Source organism: Streptomyces sp. TLI_55 (genome assembly GCF_900206255.1).
Classification (GTDB): domain Bacteria; phylum Actinomycetota; class Actinomycetes; order Streptomycetales; family Streptomycetaceae; genus Streptomyces; species Streptomyces aquilus.
The window spans coordinates 348,514-368,636 of sequence record NZ_OAOJ01000001.1; the positions used below are offsets into that span (position 1 = coordinate 348,514).

At 70.0% G+C, this 20,123-nt stretch carries 22 protein-coding genes and 2 pseudogenes; 11 read left to right on the forward strand and 13 right to left on the reverse strand.

All coding sequences use genetic code 11. From position 1 onward, the window contains the following. Position 1: 1 nt before the first annotated feature. On the reverse strand, positions 2-1,342 hold the full coding sequence (locus CRP56_RS01750; RefSeq protein WP_097259650.1) for a UDP-N-acetylmuramoyl-tripeptide--D-alanyl-D-alanine ligase: 1,341 nt from the start codon (positions 1,340-1,342) through the stop codon (positions 2-4). Positions 1,343-1,469: 127 nt separating this feature from the next. Here CRP56_RS01750 and CRP56_RS01755 point away from each other — a divergent pair, with 127 nt between their 5' ends. The 3 genes from CRP56_RS01755 to vanX are packed head-to-tail and all read left to right on the forward strand — an operon-like array spanning position 1,470 to position 4,103. Further along, positions 1,470-2,447 (forward strand): D-isomer specific 2-hydroxyacid dehydrogenase family protein, encoded by a 978-nt coding sequence (locus tag CRP56_RS01755; protein WP_097259651.1) that lies wholly within the window; start codon positions 1,470-1,472, stop codon positions 2,445-2,447. After that, on the forward strand, positions 2,440-3,480 hold the full coding sequence (gene vanA / locus CRP56_RS01760; protein WP_097259652.1) for a D-alanine--(R)-lactate ligase: 1,041 nt from the start codon (positions 2,440-2,442) through the stop codon (positions 3,478-3,480). Before CRP56_RS01755 ends, vanA begins: the two co-directional genes overlap by 8 nt. A gap of 14 nt (positions 3,481-3,494) precedes the next feature. Further along, positions 3,495-4,103 (forward strand): D-Ala-D-Ala dipeptidase VanX, encoded by a 609-nt coding sequence (gene vanX / locus CRP56_RS01765; RefSeq protein ID WP_097273612.1) that lies wholly within the window; start codon positions 3,495-3,497, stop codon positions 4,101-4,103. A 47-nt stretch (positions 4,104-4,150) separates the two neighbouring features. Here the strand turns inward: vanX and CRP56_RS01770 are convergent, their stop codons facing one another. Continuing rightward, positions 4,151-5,065 (reverse strand): LysR family transcriptional regulator, encoded by a 915-nt coding sequence (locus tag CRP56_RS01770; RefSeq protein ID WP_097273614.1) that lies wholly within the window; start codon positions 5,063-5,065, stop codon positions 4,151-4,153. 162 nt (positions 5,066-5,227) lie between these two features. Between CRP56_RS01770 and CRP56_RS01775 the strand changes: the two genes are divergently transcribed. Continuing rightward, positions 5,228-7,534, forward strand: coding sequence for an FdhF/YdeP family oxidoreductase (locus tag CRP56_RS01775; RefSeq protein WP_097259653.1), 2,307 nt, complete (start codon positions 5,228-5,230; stop codon positions 7,532-7,534). Positions 7,535-7,642: 108 nt separating this feature from the next. Beyond that, positions 7,643-8,491, forward strand: a complete 849-nt coding sequence (locus tag CRP56_RS01780) for an alpha/beta hydrolase (RefSeq protein ID WP_097259654.1) — start codon at positions 7,643-7,645, stop codon at positions 8,489-8,491. Between the two features lie 18 nt (positions 8,492-8,509). Here CRP56_RS01780 and CRP56_RS01785 read toward each other — a convergent pair whose 3' ends face one another. Beyond that, positions 8,510-8,950: a VOC family protein gene (locus CRP56_RS01785; RefSeq protein ID WP_097259655.1), complete on the reverse strand. Its 441-nt coding sequence runs from the start codon at positions 8,948-8,950 to the stop codon at positions 8,510-8,512. Between the two features lie 177 nt (positions 8,951-9,127). On the opposite strand from CRP56_RS01785, the gene CRP56_RS01790 reads away from it, so the two are divergent. Next, positions 9,128-10,027, forward strand: a complete 900-nt coding sequence (locus tag CRP56_RS01790; RefSeq protein ID WP_097259656.1) for an aminoglycoside phosphotransferase family protein — start codon at positions 9,128-9,130, stop codon at positions 10,025-10,027. A gap of 85 nt (positions 10,028-10,112) precedes the next feature. Here the strand turns inward: CRP56_RS01790 and ykgO are convergent, their stop codons facing one another. The 7 genes and pseudogenes from ykgO to CRP56_RS01825 all read right to left on the reverse strand — a co-directional run. Continuing rightward, the gene (ykgO, locus tag CRP56_RS01795; protein ID WP_014669332.1) at positions 10,113-10,235 is read right to left on the reverse strand and encodes a type B 50S ribosomal protein L36; all 123 of its coding nucleotides are present in this window, start codon (positions 10,233-10,235) and stop codon (positions 10,113-10,115) included. Positions 10,236-10,274: 39 nt separating this feature from the next. Further along, positions 10,275-10,535, reverse strand: a complete 261-nt coding sequence (locus tag CRP56_RS01800) for a type B 50S ribosomal protein L31 (RefSeq protein WP_097259657.1) — start codon at positions 10,533-10,535, stop codon at positions 10,275-10,277. A gap of 46 nt (positions 10,536-10,581) precedes the next feature. Beyond that, positions 10,582-10,746, reverse strand: coding sequence for a 50S ribosomal protein L33 (rpmG, locus tag CRP56_RS01805; RefSeq protein ID WP_059193627.1), 165 nt, complete (start codon positions 10,744-10,746; stop codon positions 10,582-10,584). 113 nt (positions 10,747-10,859) lie between these two features. Beyond that, a complete protein-coding gene (locus CRP56_RS01810) occupies positions 10,860-11,945 on the reverse strand; it encodes an SPFH domain-containing protein (RefSeq protein WP_097259658.1) in 1,086 nt (361 codons plus the stop codon). A 47-nt stretch (positions 11,946-11,992) separates the two neighbouring features. Beyond that, positions 11,993-12,430, reverse strand: coding sequence for an NfeD family protein (locus tag CRP56_RS01815; RefSeq protein WP_097259659.1), 438 nt, complete (start codon positions 12,428-12,430; stop codon positions 11,993-11,995). 102 nt (positions 12,431-12,532) lie between these two features. Beyond that, on the reverse strand, positions 12,533-13,366 hold the full coding sequence (locus CRP56_RS01820) for a PIG-L family deacetylase (protein ID WP_097259660.1): 834 nt from the start codon (positions 13,364-13,366) through the stop codon (positions 12,533-12,535). Positions 13,367-13,567: 201 nt separating this feature from the next. Beyond that, positions 13,568-13,876 (reverse strand): annotated as a pseudogene (locus tag CRP56_RS01825) (dihydrofolate reductase family protein); the annotation flags it as partial. 108 nt (positions 13,877-13,984) lie between these two features. Between CRP56_RS01825 and CRP56_RS01830 the strand changes: the two are divergent. Beyond that, positions 13,985-14,173 (forward strand): hypothetical protein, encoded by a 189-nt coding sequence (locus tag CRP56_RS01830; RefSeq protein ID WP_143664884.1) that lies wholly within the window; start codon positions 13,985-13,987, stop codon positions 14,171-14,173. A gap of 35 nt (positions 14,174-14,208) precedes the next feature. Here the strand turns inward: CRP56_RS01830 and CRP56_RS01835 are convergent, their stop codons facing one another. Then, positions 14,209-14,775, reverse strand: a complete 567-nt coding sequence (locus CRP56_RS01835; RefSeq protein WP_097259662.1) for a DUF4291 domain-containing protein — start codon at positions 14,773-14,775, stop codon at positions 14,209-14,211. A gap of 155 nt (positions 14,776-14,930) precedes the next feature. Between CRP56_RS01835 and CRP56_RS48200 the strand changes: the two are divergent. After that, positions 14,931-15,162 (forward strand): annotated as a pseudogene (locus CRP56_RS48200) (MarR family transcriptional regulator); the annotation flags it as partial. Between the two features lie 21 nt (positions 15,163-15,183). Here CRP56_RS48200 and CRP56_RS01845 read toward each other — a convergent pair. Further along, complete coding sequence (locus CRP56_RS01845) at positions 15,184-16,095, reverse strand: phytoene/squalene synthase family protein (protein WP_097259663.1); 912 nt, start codon at positions 16,093-16,095, stop codon at positions 15,184-15,186. A 220-nt stretch (positions 16,096-16,315) separates the two neighbouring features. Here CRP56_RS01845 and CRP56_RS01850 point away from each other — a divergent pair, with 220 nt between their 5' ends. Further along, on the forward strand, positions 16,316-17,131 hold the full coding sequence (locus tag CRP56_RS01850; RefSeq protein WP_097259664.1) for an SAM-dependent methyltransferase: 816 nt from the start codon (positions 16,316-16,318) through the stop codon (positions 17,129-17,131). An 88-nt stretch (positions 17,132-17,219) separates the two neighbouring features. Continuing rightward, complete coding sequence (locus CRP56_RS01855) at positions 17,220-17,501, forward strand: hypothetical protein (protein ID WP_257039980.1); 282 nt, start codon at positions 17,220-17,222, stop codon at positions 17,499-17,501. 269 nt (positions 17,502-17,770) lie between these two features. Here the strand turns inward: CRP56_RS01855 and CRP56_RS01860 are convergent, their stop codons facing one another. Next, entirely contained in the window at positions 17,771-18,655 is an 885-nt protein-coding gene (locus tag CRP56_RS01860) for a LysR family transcriptional regulator (protein WP_097259666.1), read from the reverse strand. A 114-nt stretch (positions 18,656-18,769) separates the two neighbouring features. On the opposite strand from CRP56_RS01860, the gene CRP56_RS01865 reads away from it, so the two are divergent. Beyond that, positions 18,770-20,029, forward strand: coding sequence for an MFS transporter (locus CRP56_RS01865; protein WP_257039981.1), 1,260 nt, complete (start codon positions 18,770-18,772; stop codon positions 20,027-20,029). Positions 20,030-20,123: the final 94 nt, after the last annotated feature.

Here is a 20,123-nt window from a genome sequence, read left to right on the forward strand (position 1 = left end):
ACTAGAGCCCGGCGGCGACTTCGTCGAGGCGAGCCCCGCGCGACGCCTTGACCAGGACCACATCGCCCGTGGTGACGCGCTCGCGCAGCCAGACGACGGCCGCGTCGTTGCCGGCGAGGACCACCGCCCGCTCTCCCGCGCCGACGGCGATCGGCCGGGCGGCCTCGCCGACGACGGCCACCACGTCGGCCCGCGCGGCGGCGTACGCCCCGACGGCACGGTGCTCGGCCTCGCTGTCGTCACCGAGTTCGAGCATGGCGCCGAGCACGGCGATCCGGCGCCCGCCCTCGACGGCCGCCAGGGCGTCCAGGGCCGCTCGGGTCGAGTCGGGGTTGGCGTTGTAGGAGTCGTCCAGCAGCATCGCCCCGCAGGCGAGGTCGCGCGGTTCCAGCCGCCGGGGTGACAGCGAGGCGGTGGCCAGGGCCGTCGTGACCAGGTCGAGGGGAACTCCGGCGGCATGTGCCGCCGCCGCGGCGGCCGACGCGTTGAGTGCCTGGTGGGCGCCTACGAGCGGCAGCGTGACCCGAGCCGAGGCGCCACCGGTGCGCAGCGTGAACGACGGCCGGCCGAGCCGGTCGAGCGCCAGGTCGTGTGCTTGTACGTCGGCGTGGGCCGCCCGGCCGAAGGTCAGTACCGGAGCGTCGGTGAGCGCACGCATCGCGATGACCCGGGGATCGTCGGCGTTGAGGACGGCGGTCCCGCCGGGCGCGAGCCCCTGCACCAGTTCGCCCTTGGTCCTGGCGATGGCGGCGCGTGACCCGAACTCCCCGATATGGGCCACGCCGACGTTGAGGACGACGGCGATGTCGGGCGCGGCCAGGGCGGTGAGCGCGGCGATGTCGCCGAGATGGCGGGCTCCCATCTCCAGGACGAGGAAGTGGGTGGCAGGGCCGGCGCGCAGCATGGTGAGCGGCACACCCAGCTCGTTGTTGAGCGAGCCGACCGTGGCGACCGTCGGTCCCGCGGCCGAGAACACGGCCGCCAGCAGGTCCTTGGTGCCGGTCTTGCCCTGTGAGCCGGTCACCGCGACGACGGTCAGCCGGTCGCGCAGCCGGGCCACGACCGCGGCGGCGAGCAGCTGCAACGCGCTGCGGGCGTCCTCGACGACGACGGTGGGCAGCGGCGTCGGCCGGGAGCCGAGCACGGCCACCGCACCGGCCTGCCCGGCCTGTTCGGCGAAGTCGTGGCCGTCGGCACGCTCGCCGTCGAAGGCGACGAAGAGGCCGCCCGGCTCTGCTCGCCGACTGTCGAGCACGGCCGGCGCGGTCACGGTCAAGGAACTGTCGCCCTCGGCTTTTCCACCGACGATTTCGGCGATCTCGCCGAGGCTCAGCGGGATCACTCCGACTCCCCGGAGGTCAGGCACGGTGTTGTACAAGTCATGCCTCCAGTCAAAGGAGTTGGACGTATCGCGGGCATATCGAAAACCCCATACGTTCCGGCAACAGCGGCCCGTCTTGACTGACGGCATGACCCACAGCGAAACGACCCGCATCACCGTCTACGGGTGCGGCCCGGACGAAGCTGTTCTGTTTGGCGAGTTGGCACCCGGTCTCGGTGTGCAGCCGGCCATCATCACCGCGCCGGTGTCCGAAGCCAATGCCGAACTGGCCTCCGGCAGCCGGTGCATCAGCGTCGGCCACAAAACTCCGGTCACGCAGGCCGCATTGCGCGCGCTCGACCGCTTCGGCGTGAGATACATATCCACCCGGAGTATCGGCTGCAACCACATCGACGTGGAATACGCGGCCGGTATCGGCATCGTCGTCGAGAACGTCTCCTACTCACCGGACAGCGTGGCCGACTACACGCTGATGCTCATGCTGATGGCGCTGCGGGACGCGAAGTCCCTCGTCCGCCGTACCGACCTGCACGACTACCGACTGAGCGATGTCCGCGGAAGAGAGCTGCGCGATCTGACCGTCGGAGTGATCGGAACGGGCCGCATCGGAACCGCCGTCATCGACCGGTTGCGTGGTTTCGGCTGCCGCATTCTCGCTCATGACAACCGCCCCCGTTCCGGTGTCGAGTACGTACCGCTCAATGAATTGCTGCGGCGCAGCGACCTGGTCACGCTGCATGCCCCGCTCACCGCCGCCACCCACCATCTGCTGAATCGGCAGCGCCTGGCGCAGATGAAGGACGACGCGCTGATCGTCAACACCGGACGGGGTGCGCTCATCGACACGGACGCCCTCGTTCAGGAACTGGAGAACGGCAGGCTGAGCGGCGCGGCGCTGGATGTCGTCGAGGGCGAGGAAGGCATCTTCTACGCCGACTGCCGGGACAAACCCCTGGAAAGCAAAGCCCTGTTGCGGCTGCAGGAACTCCCGAACGCCGTCATCAGCCCGCACACCGCGTATTACACGGACCGTGCCCTGCGCGACGCCGTGGCGAACTCCCTCACCAACTGTCTGACATTCGAAAGCAGGATCCAGCATGGCTAGGCTGAAGGTCGGCGTCGTCTTCGGGGGCCGTTCCGAGGAGCACCCCGTCTCCCTCAAGTCCGCCCGTGAGGTGGCCCGCCACCTCGATCCCGAGAAATACGAACCCTTCTACATCGGGATCACCAAGAGCGGCGCCTGGAGGCTCTGCGACGGGCCCGACGCGGAATGGGAGAACGCCGAATGCCGCCCCGTCGTGCTGTCTCCGGACAGCGACGTGCACGGGCTGCTCACACTGGATCAGGGCCGCTACGACACGATCCGGCTGGATGTCGTCCTGCCCGTCCTGCACGGCAGCCTCGGCGAGGACGGTGCGATGCAGGGCCTGCTGGAACTCTCCGGCATCCCCTACGTCGGCTGCGACGTCCAGAGCTCCGCCCTCTGCATGGACAAATCCCTCGCCTACCTCGTCGCCCGAAGCGCGGGAATCGCCACGCCCGAATTCCGGACCGTCACGGACGGCGAGAGCATCGATCCCGCCGGACTCACCTATCCGGTCTTCGTGAAGCCGGCCCGATCGGGGTCGTCCTTCGGCGTCACCAAGGTGTCGGGGGCCGAGGAACTTCCGGGCGCGCTGGAAGCGGCACGGCAGTACGACGCGAAGGTGCTGATCGAAGAGGCCGTCGTCGGCAGCGAGATCGGCTGCGCCCTCCTCGGCGCCGGGTCGCAGCTCGTGGCGGGCGAGGTGGACCGGATCGCGCTCTCGCACGGGTTCTTCAGGATCCACCAGGAAGAGACGCCGGAGACCGGTTCCGACAACTCCACGGCGATCGTGCCCGCCGACATTCCGCAGGCGTCACGTCTGCGCGTCCAGGAAGCGGCCAAGGCCGTGTACCGCGCCCTGGGTTGCGGCGGGCTCGCGCGGGTGGACATGTTCCTCAAGGAGGACGGAGAAATAGTCCTCAACGAGGTCAACACCTTCCCCGGCATGACTTCCTACAGCCGCTATCCGAGGATGATGGCGGCCGCCGGACTGCCGCTGTCCGAGGTCATCGACCGGGCGATCTCCCTCGCCCTGACGGGGAAGCTCCGATGAAGCCGATGGAGTCGATGAGGGGCGACTTCCTCTTCGTGGACGACGTGGCGCCCGGAATACGCTGGGACGCCAAGTACGCCACCTGGGACAACTTCACCGGCAAACCGGTGGACGGCTACCTCGTCAATCGAGTCGTCGGCACGACGGCTCTCTGCGCGGCCCTGAAGAAGGCGCAAGAGAAGGCCGCGTCACGGGGGTTCGGGCTGCTGCTCTGGGACGGCTACCGCCCGCAGCACGCGGTCGACTGCTTTCTGCGCTGGTCGCGGCAGCCGGAGGACGGCCGGACCAAGCGTCGGCACTATCCCCGAATCGACAGGGCCCAGATGTTCGAGAAGGGATATGTGGCCACCAGGTCGGGCCACAGCCGGGGCAGCACCGTCGACCTCACGCTCTACGACCTGGCCTCCGGTGAACTCGTGCCCATGGGCGGCGGCCACGACCTGATGGACCCCGTCTCGCACCACGGCGCACCAGGGATCAAGCCCGTCGAGACGCGGAACCGCGAGCACCTGCGCTCCCTCATGGAGACCTGCGGTTTCAGGGCGTACGAGTGTGAATGGTGGCACTACACGCTCGCCGACGAGCCTTACCCGGACACCTATTTCGATTTCCCGGTCGCATGAGAAGCACTACCGGACGGCGCCGCTCCCGCACCCACGGGACGGCGCCCTCAGTCCGGCAGTCCCTCCAGCGTCGCCGCGATCACGGCGCGGTCCGCGACGTCGATCAAGGCCTGGCCGATCGGGGAGACCGGTTCACGGGCGGGCAGCACCAGGCCCATCCGCTCGGTGCGCACCGGGTCCACCAGCGGGACGGCGCGCATGCCGGGCGGGACGCCGAAGACATGCAGCCAGGCGTGCGGTACGACGCTGGCCCAGTGTCCGGCCCTGACCTGCGCGAACAGGGAGGCGATCGAGTCGGTCTCCACTCTGGGGGTGACCCGCACGCCCACCGAGTCGAACGCCGCGTCGATGACCTGACGCCCCTGCATCCCGGGGTGCAGCAGGCAGAGCGGGTGGTGAGCGGCGTCCGCCCAGGGGATCTCCGCCGGGCCCGACTCGGGGGCGGTGCGCCGGGTCAGCAGGACGTACCGCTCCTGGTAGAGCGGCACGAACTTGAAATCATGTGCGGCGACGGTGCTGTAGTAGGTCACGGCGGCGTCGAGTTCGTACGTCCGGAGCCGGTTGATGATGTCCTCGGACCGCAGGTCGGCGAAGACCTGCACGGTGGCGAGAGGGTTGGCGGCGCAGAACGGCTGGGTCAGCAGGGCGACCGCCGTGGCCGCGGTGGGCACCGTGCCGATGCGCAGCCGTCCGCTCAGCCCGGCCCGCAGGGACTGGAGCTCGCCCTGCATCGCGTCCCGGTCGGCGAGGATGCGCCGGGCCCACATGACGACCCGCTCGCCCTCCGGAGTGAACCCCTCGAACCGCCGCCCCCGCTGCACGAGGGGCACGCCGAGTTCGTCCTCCAGTTTCCGGATGCCCTCGGACAGGGTCGGCTGGGAGACGTAGCAGGCCTGCGCCGCCTTCGCGAAGTGGCGGGCGCGGGCGAGGGCGACGAGGTATTCGAGTTGGCGCAGCAGCACCCTGCCCATGATCCATGGCCCGCGGCACGTCGGCATCGGGGGTCCGCCGTTCCACCGGGTTGATCGGCAACGCCTCTCACGTGATCGGAACTACCGCTTTGACCTGGGCCGACGCACGGGCGAAGAGTGGGCGGGAGGACAGGGCGGAAGGGGCGTGGCGTGATGCGGGACTTCGACGGGGACGAACCGAGTGAGGACGGGCTGTCGGTGTCGGCGCCCAAGACCTGGGCCACCGGCGCTCCCGCCGTCGTGCACGCCCTGCAGTACGCGCTGGGTCAGACCTCGCCGAAGCGGACCGCGCTGACCCTGCTCAACATCAACCAGACCAAGGGGTTCGACTGCCCGGGCTGTGCCTGGCCCGAGCCCGCCCCGGGGAAGCGCCACCGCAACGAGTACTGCGAGAACGGCGCCAAGCACATCGCCGACGAGGCCACCTCCCGCCGGGTCACCGTCGACTTCTTCCGCCGGCACTCCGTGGACGAGCTCAGCCGGAAGTCCGACTACTGGCTCAACCAGCAGGGCCGCCTCACCGAACCGATGGTGCTGCGCGAGGGCGCGACCCACTACGAGCCGATCGGCTGGGACGAGGCGCTGGACCTCCTCGCCGGTGAACTGCGCGCCCTGGACCATCCGGACGAGGCGCTGTTCTACACCTCCGGCCGCCTGGCCAACGAACCCGCCTTCCTGCTCCAGCTGTTCGCGCGGGCCTTCGGCACCAACAACCTCCCCGACTGCTCCAACATGTGCCACGAGTCCAGCGGTTCGGCCCTGGGCGAGACCCTGGGCATCGGCAAGGGCAGCGTCAGCCTCGACGACCTCTACGACTCGGATCTCGTGTTCGTCGTCGGCCAGAACCCGGGCACCAACCACCCGCGCATGCTGTCCGCGCTGGAGGAGACCAAGCGCCGCGGCGGCCACGTCGTCGCCGTCAACCCGCTGCCCGAGGCCGGACTGCTGCGCTTCAAGCACCCCCAGAAGGCCCGCGGCGTCATCGGCCGCGGCACCGACATCGCCGACCAGTTCGTCCAGATACGGCCCGGCGGTGACCTCGCCCTGTTCCAGGCGCTGAACCTGCTGCTGGTCGAGGCCGAGGACAAGGAGCCGGGCACCGTCCTGGACCGCGCGTTCATCGACGCCCACACCACCGGCTACGACGCCTTCACCGAGCACATCCGGCAGACCTCCTGGGATGCCGTGCTGGAGGCCACCGGGCTGACCCGGGACGAGATCGAGCGGGTCCATGAGCGGGTGCTGGCCAGCCGCAGCGTCATCGTCTGCTGGGCGATGGGCCTGACCCAGCACAAGCACGGCGTGCCCACCATCCGCGAGGTCGTCAACTTCCTGCTGCTGCGCGGCAACATCGGCCGCCCGGGCGCGGGCGTGTGCCCGGTGCGCGGACACAGCAACGTCCAGGGCGACCGCACGATGGGGATCTGGGAGCGGATGCCGCAGGCTTTCCTTGACTCCCTGGAACGGGAGTTCGGCTTCACCCCGCCCACCCGCCACGGCCTGGACTCCGTGGACTCGATCCGGGCCATGCGCGACGGACACGCGAAGGTCTTCCTCGGCGTGGCGGGCAATTTCGTCCGGGCCACACCGGACAGCGACGTCACCGAACAGGCCTTGCGCACCTGCCGGTTGACCGCGCACATCTCGACCAAGCTCAACCGCTCGCACACGGTGTGCGGACGCACCGCGCTGATCCTGCCCACGCTGGGCCGCAGCGACCGCGACCTCCAGGCGGGCGGCGAGCAGTTCATGACGGTGGAGGACTCCATGAGCGAGGTCCACGCCACCCGTGGCCGCCTCGCCCCCGCGTCCCCGCACCTGATGAGCGAGGTGTCCATCATCACCCGCCTCGCCCGCAAGGTGCTGGGCTCCTCGCCGGACATCCCGTGGGCGGAATTCGAGACCGACTACGACCTCGTCCGCGACCGCATCGCCCGGGTCGTCGACGGCTTCGAGGACTTCAACGAGCGGGTGCGCCGCCCCGGCGGATTCCGGCTGCCCAACCCGGTCAACTCCCGGGAGTTCCGCACCCCGAGCGGCAAGGCCGTCTTCAGCGTCAACGACTTCACCCTGCTCCAGGCGCCCAAGGGTCACCTCGTCCTGCAGACCCTGCGCTCGCACGACCAGTGGAACACCGTCCCCTACGCCATGGACGACCGCTACCGCGGCATCAAGGGCGGACGGCGCGTGGTCCTCGTCAACCCGGCCGACCTCGCCGACCTCGGCCTCGCGGACGGCAGCCTCGTCGACCTGGTCGGCGTCTGGTCCGACGGCGTCGAACGCCGCGCGGAAGCCTTCCGGGTCGTCGGCTACCCCACTCCCCCGGGCTCGGCCGCCGCCTACTACCCGGAGACCAACGTCCTGGTGCCACTCGACAGCGTCGCCGACATCAGCAACACACCTACGTCGAAGAGCGTCATGGTCCGCCTGGAACACACCGCGGCACCGGCACCGGCCTGACCTCGCGCACAAGCCCGGCACCTCCGCGTATGCCGCGGAGTTCGGCGGGGCGCTCGATGACGAACAACCCGTTTGAGAGCGCTCGTGATCTCTCCTAGGTTGGCCCGCGTGAGCATCGAGGTGCCCTTCCAGCCGCTTCCGGTCGACCAGTCGGACGTCCGCTACGCCTACGGCCCCGACTCGGCCGTCCAGCCCGGCGTGCCGGCCGGCGAGACACTCGAGTTCGACTGGACCGACAGCGCGATCTACCCGGGCACCTCCCGGAAGTTCTGGGTCCACGTGCCCGCCGCGTACGACCCCGCACAACCGGCGTCGCTGATGGTGTTCCAGGACGGCTGGTGGTACCTGGACCCCGAGGGCCAGGTCCGCGGCGGGATCGTCCTGGACAACCTCGTGCATCGCGGCGACATCCCGGTCACCATCGGCGTGTTCGTCGACCCCGGCGTCGCCCCTGACCGCGAGGACCCGAAGAACCGCAACACCGAGTACGACGCCTTCGACGACCGCTATGCCCGTTTCCTCCTTGACGAGATCGTCTCCGAGGTCACACGGCGGTACACGATCGCCGCGGATCCCGACCGGTGGGGCATCTGCGGAGGCAGCAGCGGCGGCAACTGCGCCTTCACCGCGGCGTGGCTGCGCCCGGACAGGTTCCGCCGCGTCATCGGGTACCTGTCCAGCTTCCCGCAGATGCCAGGCGGCAACCCCTACCCCGAGCTGATCCTGCGCACCCCCCGCAAACCGCTGCGCGTCTTCCTCCAAGCCGGCCATCGCGACCTTCGCTGGAACGCACCGGATGCGAACTGGCTGGCCCAGAACCTGCGCGTCGCGGCCGCACTCGCGGAAGCCGGATACGACTTCCGGCTCGTCCTGGGCGACGGCGGCCACAGCCCCAACCACGGCGGTGTGCTGCTCCCCGACGCCCTGCGCTGGCTGTGGCGGCCCGACGGAGGCTGAGCAGCAGCACCGGAGGGTTCAGCCCAGTTGCTCGGCCAGTCCCACGATGATTCCCTCCGGGCCTCGGACGTAGCAGAGCAGGTAGCTGTCCTCGAAGCGGGCGATCTCACCGAGGAGTTCGGCGCCGTGCGGGCGCAGGCGGGCGACGGTGTCCTCGATGTCGTCGACGGCGAACATCACGCGGTGCGTGCCCAGAACGTTGTGCGGCCGGTTGCGCGGGCCGTCCTCGATCACCGCCGGGCTGCGGTACTTGGCCAGTTCGAGTCGGCTGTGCCCGTCGGGGGTCCGCATCATCGCGATCTCACAGCGGACGCCGTCGAGCCCGGTGCACTGGTCGGCGAAGAGGCCCTCGACCTCCCCCCTGCCCTCCAGCTCCATACCGAGTTCCACGAAGTACGCGACGGCCGCGTCCATGTCCTCGACGACGATGCCGACGTTGTCCATCCGCTGAATCGCCATGACGGTTTCTCCTCCTTCGTCGTGCGGCCGGTGGTGGCCGCTGTTGTCCCTGGGACGGAGCCGGTGGCACGTTCTCGACATCCGTATCCGGTCGTTGTGCCGACCCTAGGCACGTGCGGTCGGCCGTTCCGGAGAGCGGGCGCCGCTCCGCGTGCCGTCTCGGTACTGTCGCTTCGTATGACCGACACGGAGATCGAGATCACCGCGGACCTGGTCCGCGATCTGCTGCGGGAGCAGCATCCGGACCTCGCCGGGTTGGCCGTCCGCGAGGTGGCGGGCGGCTGGGGGAACCAGATGTGGCGTCTCGGGGACGAGTTGGCCGTACGCATGCAGCGCATGGACCCCACCCCGGAGCTGCAACTCAAGGAACGGCGGTGGCTGCCCGTGCTGGCTCCGCGCCTGCCGCTGCCGGTGCCGACTCCGGTGCGGTTCGGCCAGCCGTCCGCGCGGTTCCCGAAGCACTGGACCGTGATGACGTGGGTTCCCGGTGAGCCGCTGGACCTCGGCTCGATCAGCCGTGGTGCGCACGCGGCCGACACCCTGGCGGGCTTCCTCCGGGCGCTCCATGTGGCGGCGCCGGCCGACGCACCGGTCGCCCGGGACCGTGGCGCGCACCCCAGGGACTGCACGGACGGCTTCGAGAACTTCCTCCAGGCCGTGGCCCCCGACGACGACCTCGCGGCCGAGATCCGGGCCGTCTGGGACGAGGCCGTCGCGGCTGCCGCGTGGGAGGGTCCGGCCGTGTGGGTGCACGGCGACCTGCATCCCGCGAACGTCGTCGTCGCGGACGGAACGCTCTCGGGCGTCGTCGACTTCGGTGACATGTTCGCCGGCGATCCGGCGTGGGATCTCGCCGCCGCATGGGTACTGCTGCCGGCGGGCGCGGCTTCACGGTTCTTCGACGCGTACGGGCGTGCGGACGACGCCGCGATCCTGCGGGCCCGCGGACTGGCCGCGATGAAGTGCCTCTTCCTGATGCTCATGGGACGGAACGGGGATCGGGGCCTTCCCGGCGGCAAGCCGCACTGGGGGCCTGTGGGCCGGGCGGCGCTTGATCGCGTTCTGAAGGGCGTCTGACGCGGGCTTTCGCGCGGATCGCATACAGCGCAGCCCGGCACCGTCTGTGCGGTGCCGGGCTGCTGTGGAGCCGAGAGCCGAGGCGTCAGCCCTGGCGGGCCTTGAAGCGGGGGTCCTTCTTGTTGATCACGAAGGTCACCCCGCGTCGGCGGACCACCTGGGCGCCGGGCTTGGCCTTCAGGGAGCGAAGGGAATTACGCACCTTCACAGCGGTCTCCTTCCAGTGGGGACGAGGGCTCGGGCGCCGTCAGTGACGGGCGGGAGCCGTACGGCCGTAGCGCCGCTCGAAGCGCTCCACGCGGCCCGCGGTGTCCATGATCCGCGAGGTGCCGGTGTAGAACGGGTGGCTCGCGGACGAGATGTCCACGTCGACGACCGGGTAGATGTTGCCGTCCTCCCACTCGACGGTGTCCTGCGCGTCGAGCGTGGAGTGGGTGAGCAGTCGGAAGTCCGCCGCGCGGTCGCGGAAGACGACGGGGCGGGAGACGGGGTGGATGCCGGGCCTCATGGGTGGTGCCTCCTTGGTGTGCCTCGGTCGGCGGCCGAGGCGGTGGTCATCGTTCTTCGCGGAACAGCAGGTGCCGGCCGGCGACCGGGTCGTACTTGCGCAGGACGAGCCGGTCGGGGTCGTTCAGACGGCTCTTGCGGGTCACGTAGGTCACTCCGGTGCCGGCTGTCGACCTGAGCTTGACCACGGGCCGCGCGGTGCTGCGTGCCATGAGGTTCTCCTTCCACCATCACCGGGCCGATTGACCCGGTCATGTCATGCAGTGTCTGTAACGCGGCCCCCCAGCCGTTCATTCCCGGTCCGGCGCGCCGGATCGCCGTAGTGCTACGCCCGGCGCGGCACCTGCGGCGACTGCGCGGCCTCGGCCTCCGCCTTGGCGTCGCTCACCGCCGCTGCGGCCTGCTTCTCGGCCTCGTCGGCGGCCGCGGCGGCGTCGAGCAGCAGCGACGAGCCCGCCTCCAGCTCGGGGCCGCGGGCCTCGCCCGGCGCCTCCGCGGCACCGGCGGCAGGTTCCGCGGAGGGAGCGGGAGCCGTCGACGCGCCGTCGTCCCCGAAGGCGCGGGTGACGGTCCGTACCGCCTCGGTCAGCTCCCCCGGGATCACCCAGAACGTGTTGTTGTCGCTGCTCGCCAGGTGCGGCAGCGTCTCCAGGTACTTGTAGGCCAGGACCTTGGGGTCGGCGTTGTTGCGGTGCACGGCCTGGAAGACCAGCTCCACCGCCTTCGCCTCGCCGTCCGCCCGCAGGATCATGGCCTGCTGGGCACCCTGCGCCTCCAGGATGTCCTTCTGCTTCGTGCCCTCCGCCGTGAGGATCTTGGCCTGGCGCTCCCCTTCGGCGTGCAGGATGGCCGCGCGCTTGTCCCGCTCGGCCCGCATCTGCTTCTCCATCGCCTCCTTGATGGTGTGCGGAGGGTCGATGGCCTTGATCTCCACGCGGTTGACCCGGATGCCCCACTTGCCGGTGGCGTCGTCGAGGACGGCCCGCAGCCGGGAGTTGATCTCCTCGCGCGAGGTGAGCGTCTCCTCCAGGTCCATGCTGCCGATGACATTGCGCAGCGTGGTCACGGTGAGCTGGTCGATCGCCTGCAGATAGTCGGCGACCTCGTAGGCCGCCGCCCGCGGGTCCGTGATCTGGTAATAGAGCACGGTGTCGATGTTCACCACGAGGTTGTCCTCGGTGATGACCGGCCGCGGGTCGGACGAATAGACCTGTTCCCGCACGTCGAGTTTGGTGTTGATGCGGTCCGCCATCGGCAGCACCAGGTTCAGCCCCGGTTGCAGGGTGCGCCGGTACCGGCCGAACCGCTCGACGTTGTAGCGGCGCGCCTGCGGGACGATCCGCACCGAGGAGGCGACGAGGAAGATGATGACGATGGCCGCCACGACGATGCTGATGACAACTGGTTCCACAGTGCCTCCATAGCTCTGCGTTCAGCCGCAGCTCTGCGTTCAGCCGCTCAGGGAAGAAGCTCGCGAGGGTAGACGACGGCGGTGGCGCCCTGGATCTCCATCACGTCGACCAGGGCCCCCACCGGGATCACATGACTCTCGTCGAAGGCCCGCGCGGTCCATTCCTCGCCGCCGAGTCTGACCAGGCCACGGGTCGCGGTGACCTCCTGCACGACCTCGGCGCGTCTGCCGATCAGCGCGTCGCTGCCGTCACGCATCACCGGCGGCTGTGCCATGTACCGCAGGGCGGCGGGGCGGGCCAGGAGCAGGCCCGCCGCCGCCGTCGCGCCGAGCGCCACGAGCTGTCCGAGGGTCCCGACGCCCACACCGGCGACCACCGCGGCGACCAGCGCCGCGCCCGCGAACAGCCCCAGAACCAGGGTCAGGGTGAAGAACTCCGCGACGCCCAGCGTCGCGGCAAGGAACAGCCACACGAACCATGGCATCCCATCGCCCTCCTTCGAAGGCCTCCTCCACCAAGCTACCTCCCACCCCAAGGAACAGGACCAGCACGGCGGCAGCGCTTGTCGAAGCGAGGGGCGGGCGGATCAGCGCAGCCCGGCGAAAAGGTCGTTCTCCGGTACGGCCGCCCCCGTGGTGTCCCGCACGCGGGCGAAGGTCTCGATGCCCATCAACTCGCCGAACTTCTCCTTACCCATCTTGAGGAAGAAGATGTTCTCGCCCTGGCTGGCGTGCGCGGCCAGGGCGTCGAACTTCTGGTCGCTGAACCCGGTCGTGTCCACCCACGTGGTGATCTCGTCGTCGGGGAGACCGATCTCGGCGAGAGCGGCGGCCTCCTCGGGGTCCGGTTCCGGCAGGTCCGTTGCGAACTCGCGCATGACCTCGCCGAACCGCTGCATCATCGAGCGCGGCGCCGTCGTCCAGTACACCTTCGGGGTCAGCTCGGTCATCCCCAGCGCCGCCATCGTGATGCGGTGGGCCTGGATGTGGTCGGGGTGGCCGTAGAAGCCGTTCTCGTCATAGGTGACGACCACGTCAGGACGGTAATGACGGATGAGCTCCGCGAGTCGGGCCGCGCCTTCCTCGACCGGGGTCCGCCAGAAGGATCCGGGGGCGTCGTTGCTCGGCCAGCCCATCATTCCGGAGTCGGCGTAGTCCAGCATCTCCAGGTCGCTGATCTTGAGCACCTCGCAGCTCGCGTGAAGTTCCTGTCGGCGCATCTCGGCGACCGCCGCCGGATCGTGCCCGGGATCGCCCGGCTTCACGCCCCCCGGTCCGTCACCGCAACTGCCGTCGGTACAGGTGACGAGCACCGTGCGGACTCCTTCCGCCGCGTACCGCGCGAGGACTCCCCCGGTCCCGGTGGCCTCGTCGTCGGGGTGGGCGTGCACTGCCATGAGCGTCAAGGGCCGGTTGGTCATGGAGTCCTCCTGGAGAAATATGTGTGGATCATCCAAGCAGTGCGGCGGGTGTGCCGCGGTCCTGGGGGCCGGATCCCGGTGGCGCGGACGACCTCGTGGTCTCCGTGTTCCCCGTCCGTGCGGCGCCGGCCCCTGTGTCCGTGCAACCTCGCCGACCGGACCGGGTGTTCCCGGCGCGGCCCCTCGGCTGCCTCGGCCGCTTCAGGCGTGCAGGGTGGGCCGGTAGATCAGTTCCCGGATGTTGCCGTCGAGAGTGCGGCTCTCGAGCAGGTCGAGGTCGAAGCCGGCCGCGTCTCGGAAGACCGGGAGTCCATCGGTCCGGCCGGTGATCACGGGGAAGAGCGTGACCTGGACGCGGTCGACCAGGCTGTTCGACACCACCGTCGCGGGCAGGTCCATCATCCGGGCGACCCAGGGGTCACGTCCTACCTTCTCGAAGACTGGAGTCAGGACCTGCGCAAACGTGCGATAGGTGTTGGCCCCCAGCACCATCCGCTGCTCGGCCTCGTACGTGTAGGTGGCAGTCACGGTGCTCTCCTCGGGGGTGTGGTGGAGCGGGTCCGTGGATTCAGACGGGACGCCACGGCAGAACTCATCGCTGGGGGCCTGGGGAGCGACATGATCAGCAGCGGCGAGGAGACTGCGGACGGAATCGAGGATCGGTACTCGATACGGACTTGGCTGGAGGTGCTGTTCAGAAGGGGGCGGCCCCGCATCGCGGATGAGGCCTCGCTGAAGAGCCGGGTGGTCCACTTCTGGAGCGGCGCCACAGTGACCCACCACGTCACCAGGACCGGCACACGGTGACCGGCACGACCGCCGGCCCGTGTGCCGCTAGGCCGTCATCTCCCCTGGCAGAGGCGACTTTCCAGCGTCCGCGACAGGGGGTACGGGCGCTCCGCGGGGAGCAGCCGCTGGGCTTTGGCCGCGTGCCCGCTCTGTGTCAGCGCCGCGGCCTTGCGGACCTGGGGAGTGAGGTCCGTGAGGCCGACGATCCAGTCGTCGACGAAGGTGCGGATCAGGTCGCGGCCGATGCCGACCTGGATGCTGTAGTGGTTCAGTGCGGCTCCACGCACCGAGCGTTCCGGGTCCCACTGGACATGTACGGCCGCCCGGCCCACGGCTGCCGGATCCCTGGTGGTGAGCACGGCCCGGGACAGTGCCTCCTCCCAGCCCAGCCGGGTGATCCGTACGGCGAGAACGCGCTCCTGGCCCGGTTTTCGGGCCCAGTTGCTGCGGTGCATCAGCCACGGGAACGAGGGCTTGATCCAGGTCATACGATGGAACGAGTACGGCGCGACGAAGCGCCCGGCGCGCAGTGCGGCGTCGGCTATGGCAGGTGCGTACGCCTGGTAGACCACGATCGTGTCGGCGTCGTAGTCCGCGCGGATCTGGAACTGGGGTGCCATGCGCCGCACCCTGTCATCCACCCGACTCGGACGGCGAAGCATTTTCCCGGTGCCGGCGTCGTCGTTCCCTGCCGGGCGGCCCTTGACCTCAAGTCAAGTTGAGCTTCTACGGTCGATCCGGTCGAACCGAGCGGGCCAACGAAGAGATCCCTGACATGGAGTACTCGCACAGCGACACCGAGCTGATCAAGCAGCCCATCGGATACTGGAGTTGGGCGCCCTACAAGGCCGTCGTCACCCGCATCCGCCTTCTACGACAAGGCGGCCGCCCTTCAGGGCGAACTCTGGACGGAACGGCACGCCGGCGTCTCCGACGAGGAATACCTGACCACCCTCAAGGTGCTGCAGCGGTTCATCCACAACACGGGCGGAAAGGCGTGGCACCACTGCCCCCGCTGCCCCACTGACTCACCTCGCCCGATAACCCCGCCACAGAATGCGCAGCGCTGCCGCGCTCGCCGGGCTCGCTCCGGTGTGCAGAAGGGTGGCGCGGTGGCGCTTCACGGCATCAAGTCGCAGTACCTGGACCGAAATCAGGGCGTCCAGGAAGGGGCGGTACGGCGGGGCGACCAGTTCCGGCAGGCGTCGGCACTCCGAGAGCACGGCGTCCACGCGCGCCGCCTGTTCGTCGACGAGGCGTGCCAGCGCCGGGGCGCATTCCTCGGGCCTGTCGCGCAGTCCGTCGATGTCCAGCCCGTGTCGCTCCAGTTCGTCCTTGGGGATGCCGACGCGGCCTTGGTCGACGTCCTCGCCCAGGTCGGCCAGGAAGTCGGTGCGTTGCATCGCCTCGATGAGGCGACGGCACCCGTGGCGGAACCGGTCGTGGTGCTCGGCGTCCGGCTCCGGGCCGATCAGCGAGGCCGTCAGCATCAGGGCGGGCAGGGAGTAGCGGTCGACGTAGTCCTGGAAGTCCGCGTCGGTCGCGAAGCCGGACCAGGTGGCTTCCACCGGTGCGCCGTCCAGGAAGCGCCGTACCTGCGCACCCAGGACCGGGTGGCGCCGCGCCGTGTCCGCCAGGGCCCGCAGGGTTCCGTTCTCGGTGGGTCCGCCTGCCAGGGCTTCCGTCGTCTGTCGGTCCCAGGTGCGGAGGGCGTCCTGCCGTGCGGGGATGTCGCCGGTGTCGACGCGTCTGTCGCTCTCGTCCATGAAAGCGACGGCGGCGATGACGGCCGGGTGGATCCGGGCCGGGAGCAGCAGTCTGACCGCCAGATACTCCTCACGGCGGTTGCGCCGCACGAGCTTGCGCTGGGCGTCGTAGGAGCGCCTCAGCTGCGGGTCGGTGATGCCGGCCTCGGTCAGGGCGGCGGACCAACGGGTCACTGCTCTCCTCGGGTTGTGTGCATTGCCGCTGGTTCCTGAGGAGCCTTTGGGGGCCTCGCCTTGTGCGCGGCCCACCACAGGATGCTGGAACCGAGCGGATTCTGCCCACGTCACTCGGTCCGATCGACCTGGATGCCCGAACAGACGCGCGGGAAAAGGGAGTTCAGACGTAGGTTGGGCGCCGGAAGGACCACACCTCGCTGAAAGACTGACGTGACTCATGACTGACCCAGTGACGACGCCCGAACCGACAGAGCACCACAAGATCGATACGTCGGTGCCGCACTCCGCCCGGATCTGGAACTACTGGCTCGGCGGCAAGGACAACTACCCCGTCGACGAGGAGGCCGGCGACGCCTACACCGCCGTCTTCCCCGGCATCGTCACCATCGCCCGCGGCAGCCGCGCCTTCCTTCGCCGCACCATCACGTATCTGGTCTCCGAGGCGGGCATCCGACAGTTCCTCGACGTCGGTACCGGGCTTCCGACCGCGCAGAACACCCACGAGGTGGCCCAGCAGATCGCCCCCGAGGCCCGGATCGTCTACGTCGACAACGACCCGATGGTCCTGGCACACGCCCGCGCCCTGCTCTACTCCACCCACGAGGGCGCGACCGCCTACATCGACGCCGACGTCACGGACCCGGACCGCATCCTCGCCGAAGCCGCGAAGACGCTGGACCTCGACCAGCCCACCGGGCTGATCCTCAGCAACATCCTGGGCCATGTCGCCGACCTCGATCAGGCCCGCTCCATCGTCACCCGCCTCATGAGCGCCCTGCCCTCGGGCAGTTACCTCTCCATCAACGACGGCTCGCGCGGCATCGACCCGGTCTTCGAGCAGGCCCAGGACGCCTACAACAGCAGCGGCGCGGTGCCGTACAACCTGCGCACCGTCGACGAGATCACCGCGTTCTTCGACGGCCTGGAACTGATCGAGCCCGGCGTCGTCTCGGTCACGCAGTGGCGGCCGGAGCCCGGTACCCCCGCTCCGGAGATCGTGGCCGAGCACGGCGGCCTCGCACGTAAGCCGTAAGCCGTCACCATATGCGCCTCAACGGGAGGGCAGTGGACGTGAGTTGGGGGAAAGCATGCCGTCCCCGCGTGCCACTATGATCTTGGTCATGACAGTGCACACCCCCGAAAAGTCCCTCTCGCGCAAGCAGCGGCTTCAGGAACGGCAGCGCCGCCAGCTGCTCGCGGTCGACGTGGTGGACAAGGCCGAGGGCAAGGTCCGCAAGGCGGAGTCCGAACTGGCCGTCGCCGTCGCCGAGGCGGTCCGCGTCTTCGGCGACGAGCCGTCCGCGTGCGAGGGCCTCGACATGCCGGCCGAGACCCTCCGACGCTTCCTCGCCCTGGCACGCGACGCCGGCGTCGAACCCCTGGACACCACCGCAACCCCCTGATCAGTCGCACGCCTCTCAGGCAGCGGTGCGGGGCACGGTGATGGCGAGGTGGCCCTCCGCGTCGGGCTGCGAGCCGGTATTCGTCCTGCTGCGGCGGGTTGCCGCCCAGGAAGCGAGCCGCGTCCGTGTTGACGCCCCAGCAGGCCGGCGAGACCTTCACCTGGTCGTGCGTCAGCTGTCGTACGCGGACGTCGGCGCACCACGTGAAGCCGTCACCGCCCAAGCCCCACGGGTGACGCGGCGCGAACAGGTCGCCTGACCGGCGCCGGTCAGGCGACCTGTTCGCGGGCCAGCGCGACCATCGCTCGCGCCGCTGCCCCGGGGCGGCGGTCGGCCGCGGCGGCCAGGGACAGCGGCCACTCCAGGTCCGCGTCGTCGACGGTCAGGGTGACCACCCCGGGTGCGTCGCCCAGCAAGTAGCGGGGCAGCAGGGCGACGCCCAGTCCGTTGCGGACGAAGTCCACGCCGGTGCCGATGTCGGTGATCTCGACGGCGACGCGGCGGGCCAGGGAGGCGGCGGCGAAGGCGCGGTCGACCACCGCCCGGTTGCCGTATCCCGCCGGGGAGTCGACGAAGTCCAGGCCGGCCAGTTCGGCGAGCGGCACGCTGTCGCGCTCCGCCAGCGGATGGCCCACCGGGACGACCAGGTCGAGCACCGAGGAGCCGAGGTCGATCAGGCTGATGCCGGCCGGCGGTGGGCCGGGCAGGGACACGAAGGCGAGGTCCAGGCGATGCTCCAGCAGGGCGTCGACCAGGCCCTGGGAGCCGGACTGCGCCGCGGAGGTCTGGAGCAGCACACCGGGATGACGTCGGTGGAACTCGCCGAGCAGTGCCGGGAGGTCGATGAGACGGACCGAGGTGAGCGTGCCCAGGCGGAGGGTGCCGCGTAGTCCGCCGTGGACCTCGGCGACGGCATCGGCGGCCTCGCGCGCGGCGTCGAGGGTGGCGCGGGCCCGCGGCAGCAGGGCGGCGCCGGCGTCGGTGAGCAGCACCCGCTTGGAGTTGCGGTCGAGCAGCGGGGCGCCCAGTTCGCGCTCCAGGGCCTTGATGGTGGCGGAGACCGCGGACTGCACGATGTGCAGCCGGGCGGCGGCGCGGGTGAAGTTCTTCTCCTCGGCGACGGCGACGAAGTACTCGAGCTGGCGCAGTTCCATGCGCCCAACTATCTCTCAGAGAGATGGTGACGGTCTTCTACTTGCGTTGGACGCGATGATCGGGCCGCGCAAGACTGTTCAGCGTTCACCCACCTTCTTCGGTTGGAGGCTCCCGTGAGCCACACGGCGTCCACCCAGCACCGGCCCGTCACCCCGACCCGCCGCACGGCGACGCGGCCCCGGGCCGGCGCCCGGCGCCACGGCATCGGCTTCGGCCTCGTCGCGTTCGCCTTCCTCACCGCGATGGCGTTCTCCACCGTTCCCACCCCGCTGTACCCGCTCTACACGGCACGCGACGGCTTCTCCACCTTCATGGTCACCGTCGTGTTCGCCGTCTACGCGGTCGGTGTCGTCGTCAGCCTGCTGCTGGCCGGGCACGTCTCCGACTGGGTCGGCCGCAAGAAGATCCTGCTGCCGGCGCTCGCGCTGGAACTGCTCGCCGCGGTCCTCTTCCTCACCGGCACCGCGCTGCCGGTGCTGCTGGCCGCCCGCTTCATCACCGGGCTGGGGGTCGGGATGATCACCGCCACCGCCACCGCCCACCTCCAGGAACTGCACGCCGCCCACCGTCCGCAGGCCTCGACGCAGCGCTTCGAGCTGGTGTCGACCGGCGCGAACATCGGCGGCCTCGGGGTCGGCGCCCTCGTCGCCGGACTCCTCGCCCAGTTCGTCGCCGTGCCCCTGCGCACCCCGTACCTCGTCTTCGCCGTCCTGCTGGTGCTCGCCATGGTCGCCGTCGCGCTGGCGCCGGAGACGGTCGAGGAGCAGTTCGTGCGGCCCTCCTACCGCCCGCAGCGCATCAGCCTCGACACCGGCGACCGGGCCGGCTACCTCGTCGCCGCCGCGGGCGCCTTCGCCTCCTTCGCGGTCTTCGGCCTGTTCACCTCCGTCGCCCCCGGTTTCGTGGCCGGCACCCTGCACCACCCCTCCCGCGCGCTGGCCGGGGCGATCGTCTTCATGGTCTTCGGCGGCGCCGCCACCGCGCAGAGCCTCACCTCACGCCTGTCCACCACGGCGAAGAGCCGCCTCGGGCAGGCCGCCCAGGCGGTCGGCGTGGTGACGCTCGTCGCCGGTATGCACACCGCCGACCTCGCCGCCTTCCTCGCGGGCGGTGTGGTCGCCGGCATCGGGGCGGGCGTGCTGTTCAAGGCCTCCCTCGGCACCGTCGCGGCCCTGGCCGTGCCGGAGCACCGCGGCGAGGCGCTGGCCGGCCTGTTCCTCATCGCCTATCTCGGACTGACCATCCCGGCGATCGGCATCGGGGTGGCCACCCTCGGCTTCTCCTCGGTCACGGTCATGACCTGGTTCGCCGCCATCCTGCTCGCCGTGCTCGCCCTGATCGCCTTGTCGGGCCGCCGCACGAGCCTGCGCTGACCCGGACACCCCACGACGGTCGTACCGCCCTCCGCATGCCGGTCCGCCCCGGAGGCACAACACTGGAGCTCTGAGGCCATGTCCGCCGCCGGGG

Coding starts and splice junctions, on each gene's coding strand:
- CRP56_RS01755 (WP_097259651.1), top strand. CDS start 1,470: ATGACCCACAGCGAAACGACCCGCATCACCGTCTACGGGTGCGGCCCG.
- CRP56_RS01850 (WP_097259664.1), top strand. CDS start 16,316: ATGACTGACCCAGTGACGACGCCCGAACCGACAGAGCACCACAAGATC.
- CRP56_RS01860 (WP_097259666.1), bottom strand. CDS start 18,655: ATGGAACTGCGCCAGCTCGAGTACTTCGTCGCCGTCGCCGAGGAGAAG.
- CRP56_RS01775 (WP_097259653.1), top strand. CDS start 5,228: ATGCGGGACTTCGACGGGGACGAACCGAGTGAGGACGGGCTGTCGGTG.
- CRP56_RS01800 (WP_097259657.1), bottom strand. CDS start 10,535: ATGAGGCCCGGCATCCACCCCGTCTCCCGCCCCGTCGTCTTCCGCGAC.
- vanA (WP_097259652.1), top strand. CDS start 2,440: ATGGCTAGGCTGAAGGTCGGCGTCGTCTTCGGGGGCCGTTCCGAGGAG.
- rpmG (WP_059193627.1), bottom strand. CDS start 10,746: ATGGCACGCAGCACCGCGCGGCCCGTGGTCAAGCTCAGGTCGACAGCC.
- CRP56_RS01835 (WP_097259662.1), bottom strand. CDS start 14,775: ATGGCACCCCAGTTCCAGATCCGCGCGGACTACGACGCCGACACGATC.
- CRP56_RS01790 (WP_097259656.1), top strand. CDS start 9,128: ATGACCGACACGGAGATCGAGATCACCGCGGACCTGGTCCGCGATCTG.
- CRP56_RS01785 (WP_097259655.1), bottom strand. CDS start 8,950: ATGGCGATTCAGCGGATGGACAACGTCGGCATCGTCGTCGAGGACATG.
- CRP56_RS01855 (WP_257039980.1), top strand. CDS start 17,220: ATGACAGTGCACACCCCCGAAAAGTCCCTCTCGCGCAAGCAGCGGCTT.
- CRP56_RS01830 (WP_143664884.1), top strand. CDS start 13,985: ATGATCAGCAGCGGCGAGGAGACTGCGGACGGAATCGAGGATCGGTAC.
- vanX (WP_097273612.1), top strand. CDS start 3,495: ATGAGGGGCGACTTCCTCTTCGTGGACGACGTGGCGCCCGGAATACGC.
- CRP56_RS01815 (WP_097259659.1), bottom strand. CDS start 12,430: ATGCCATGGTTCGTGTGGCTGTTCCTTGCCGCGACGCTGGGCGTCGCG.
- CRP56_RS01820 (WP_097259660.1), bottom strand. CDS start 13,366: ATGACCAACCGGCCCTTGACGCTCATGGCAGTGCACGCCCACCCCGAC.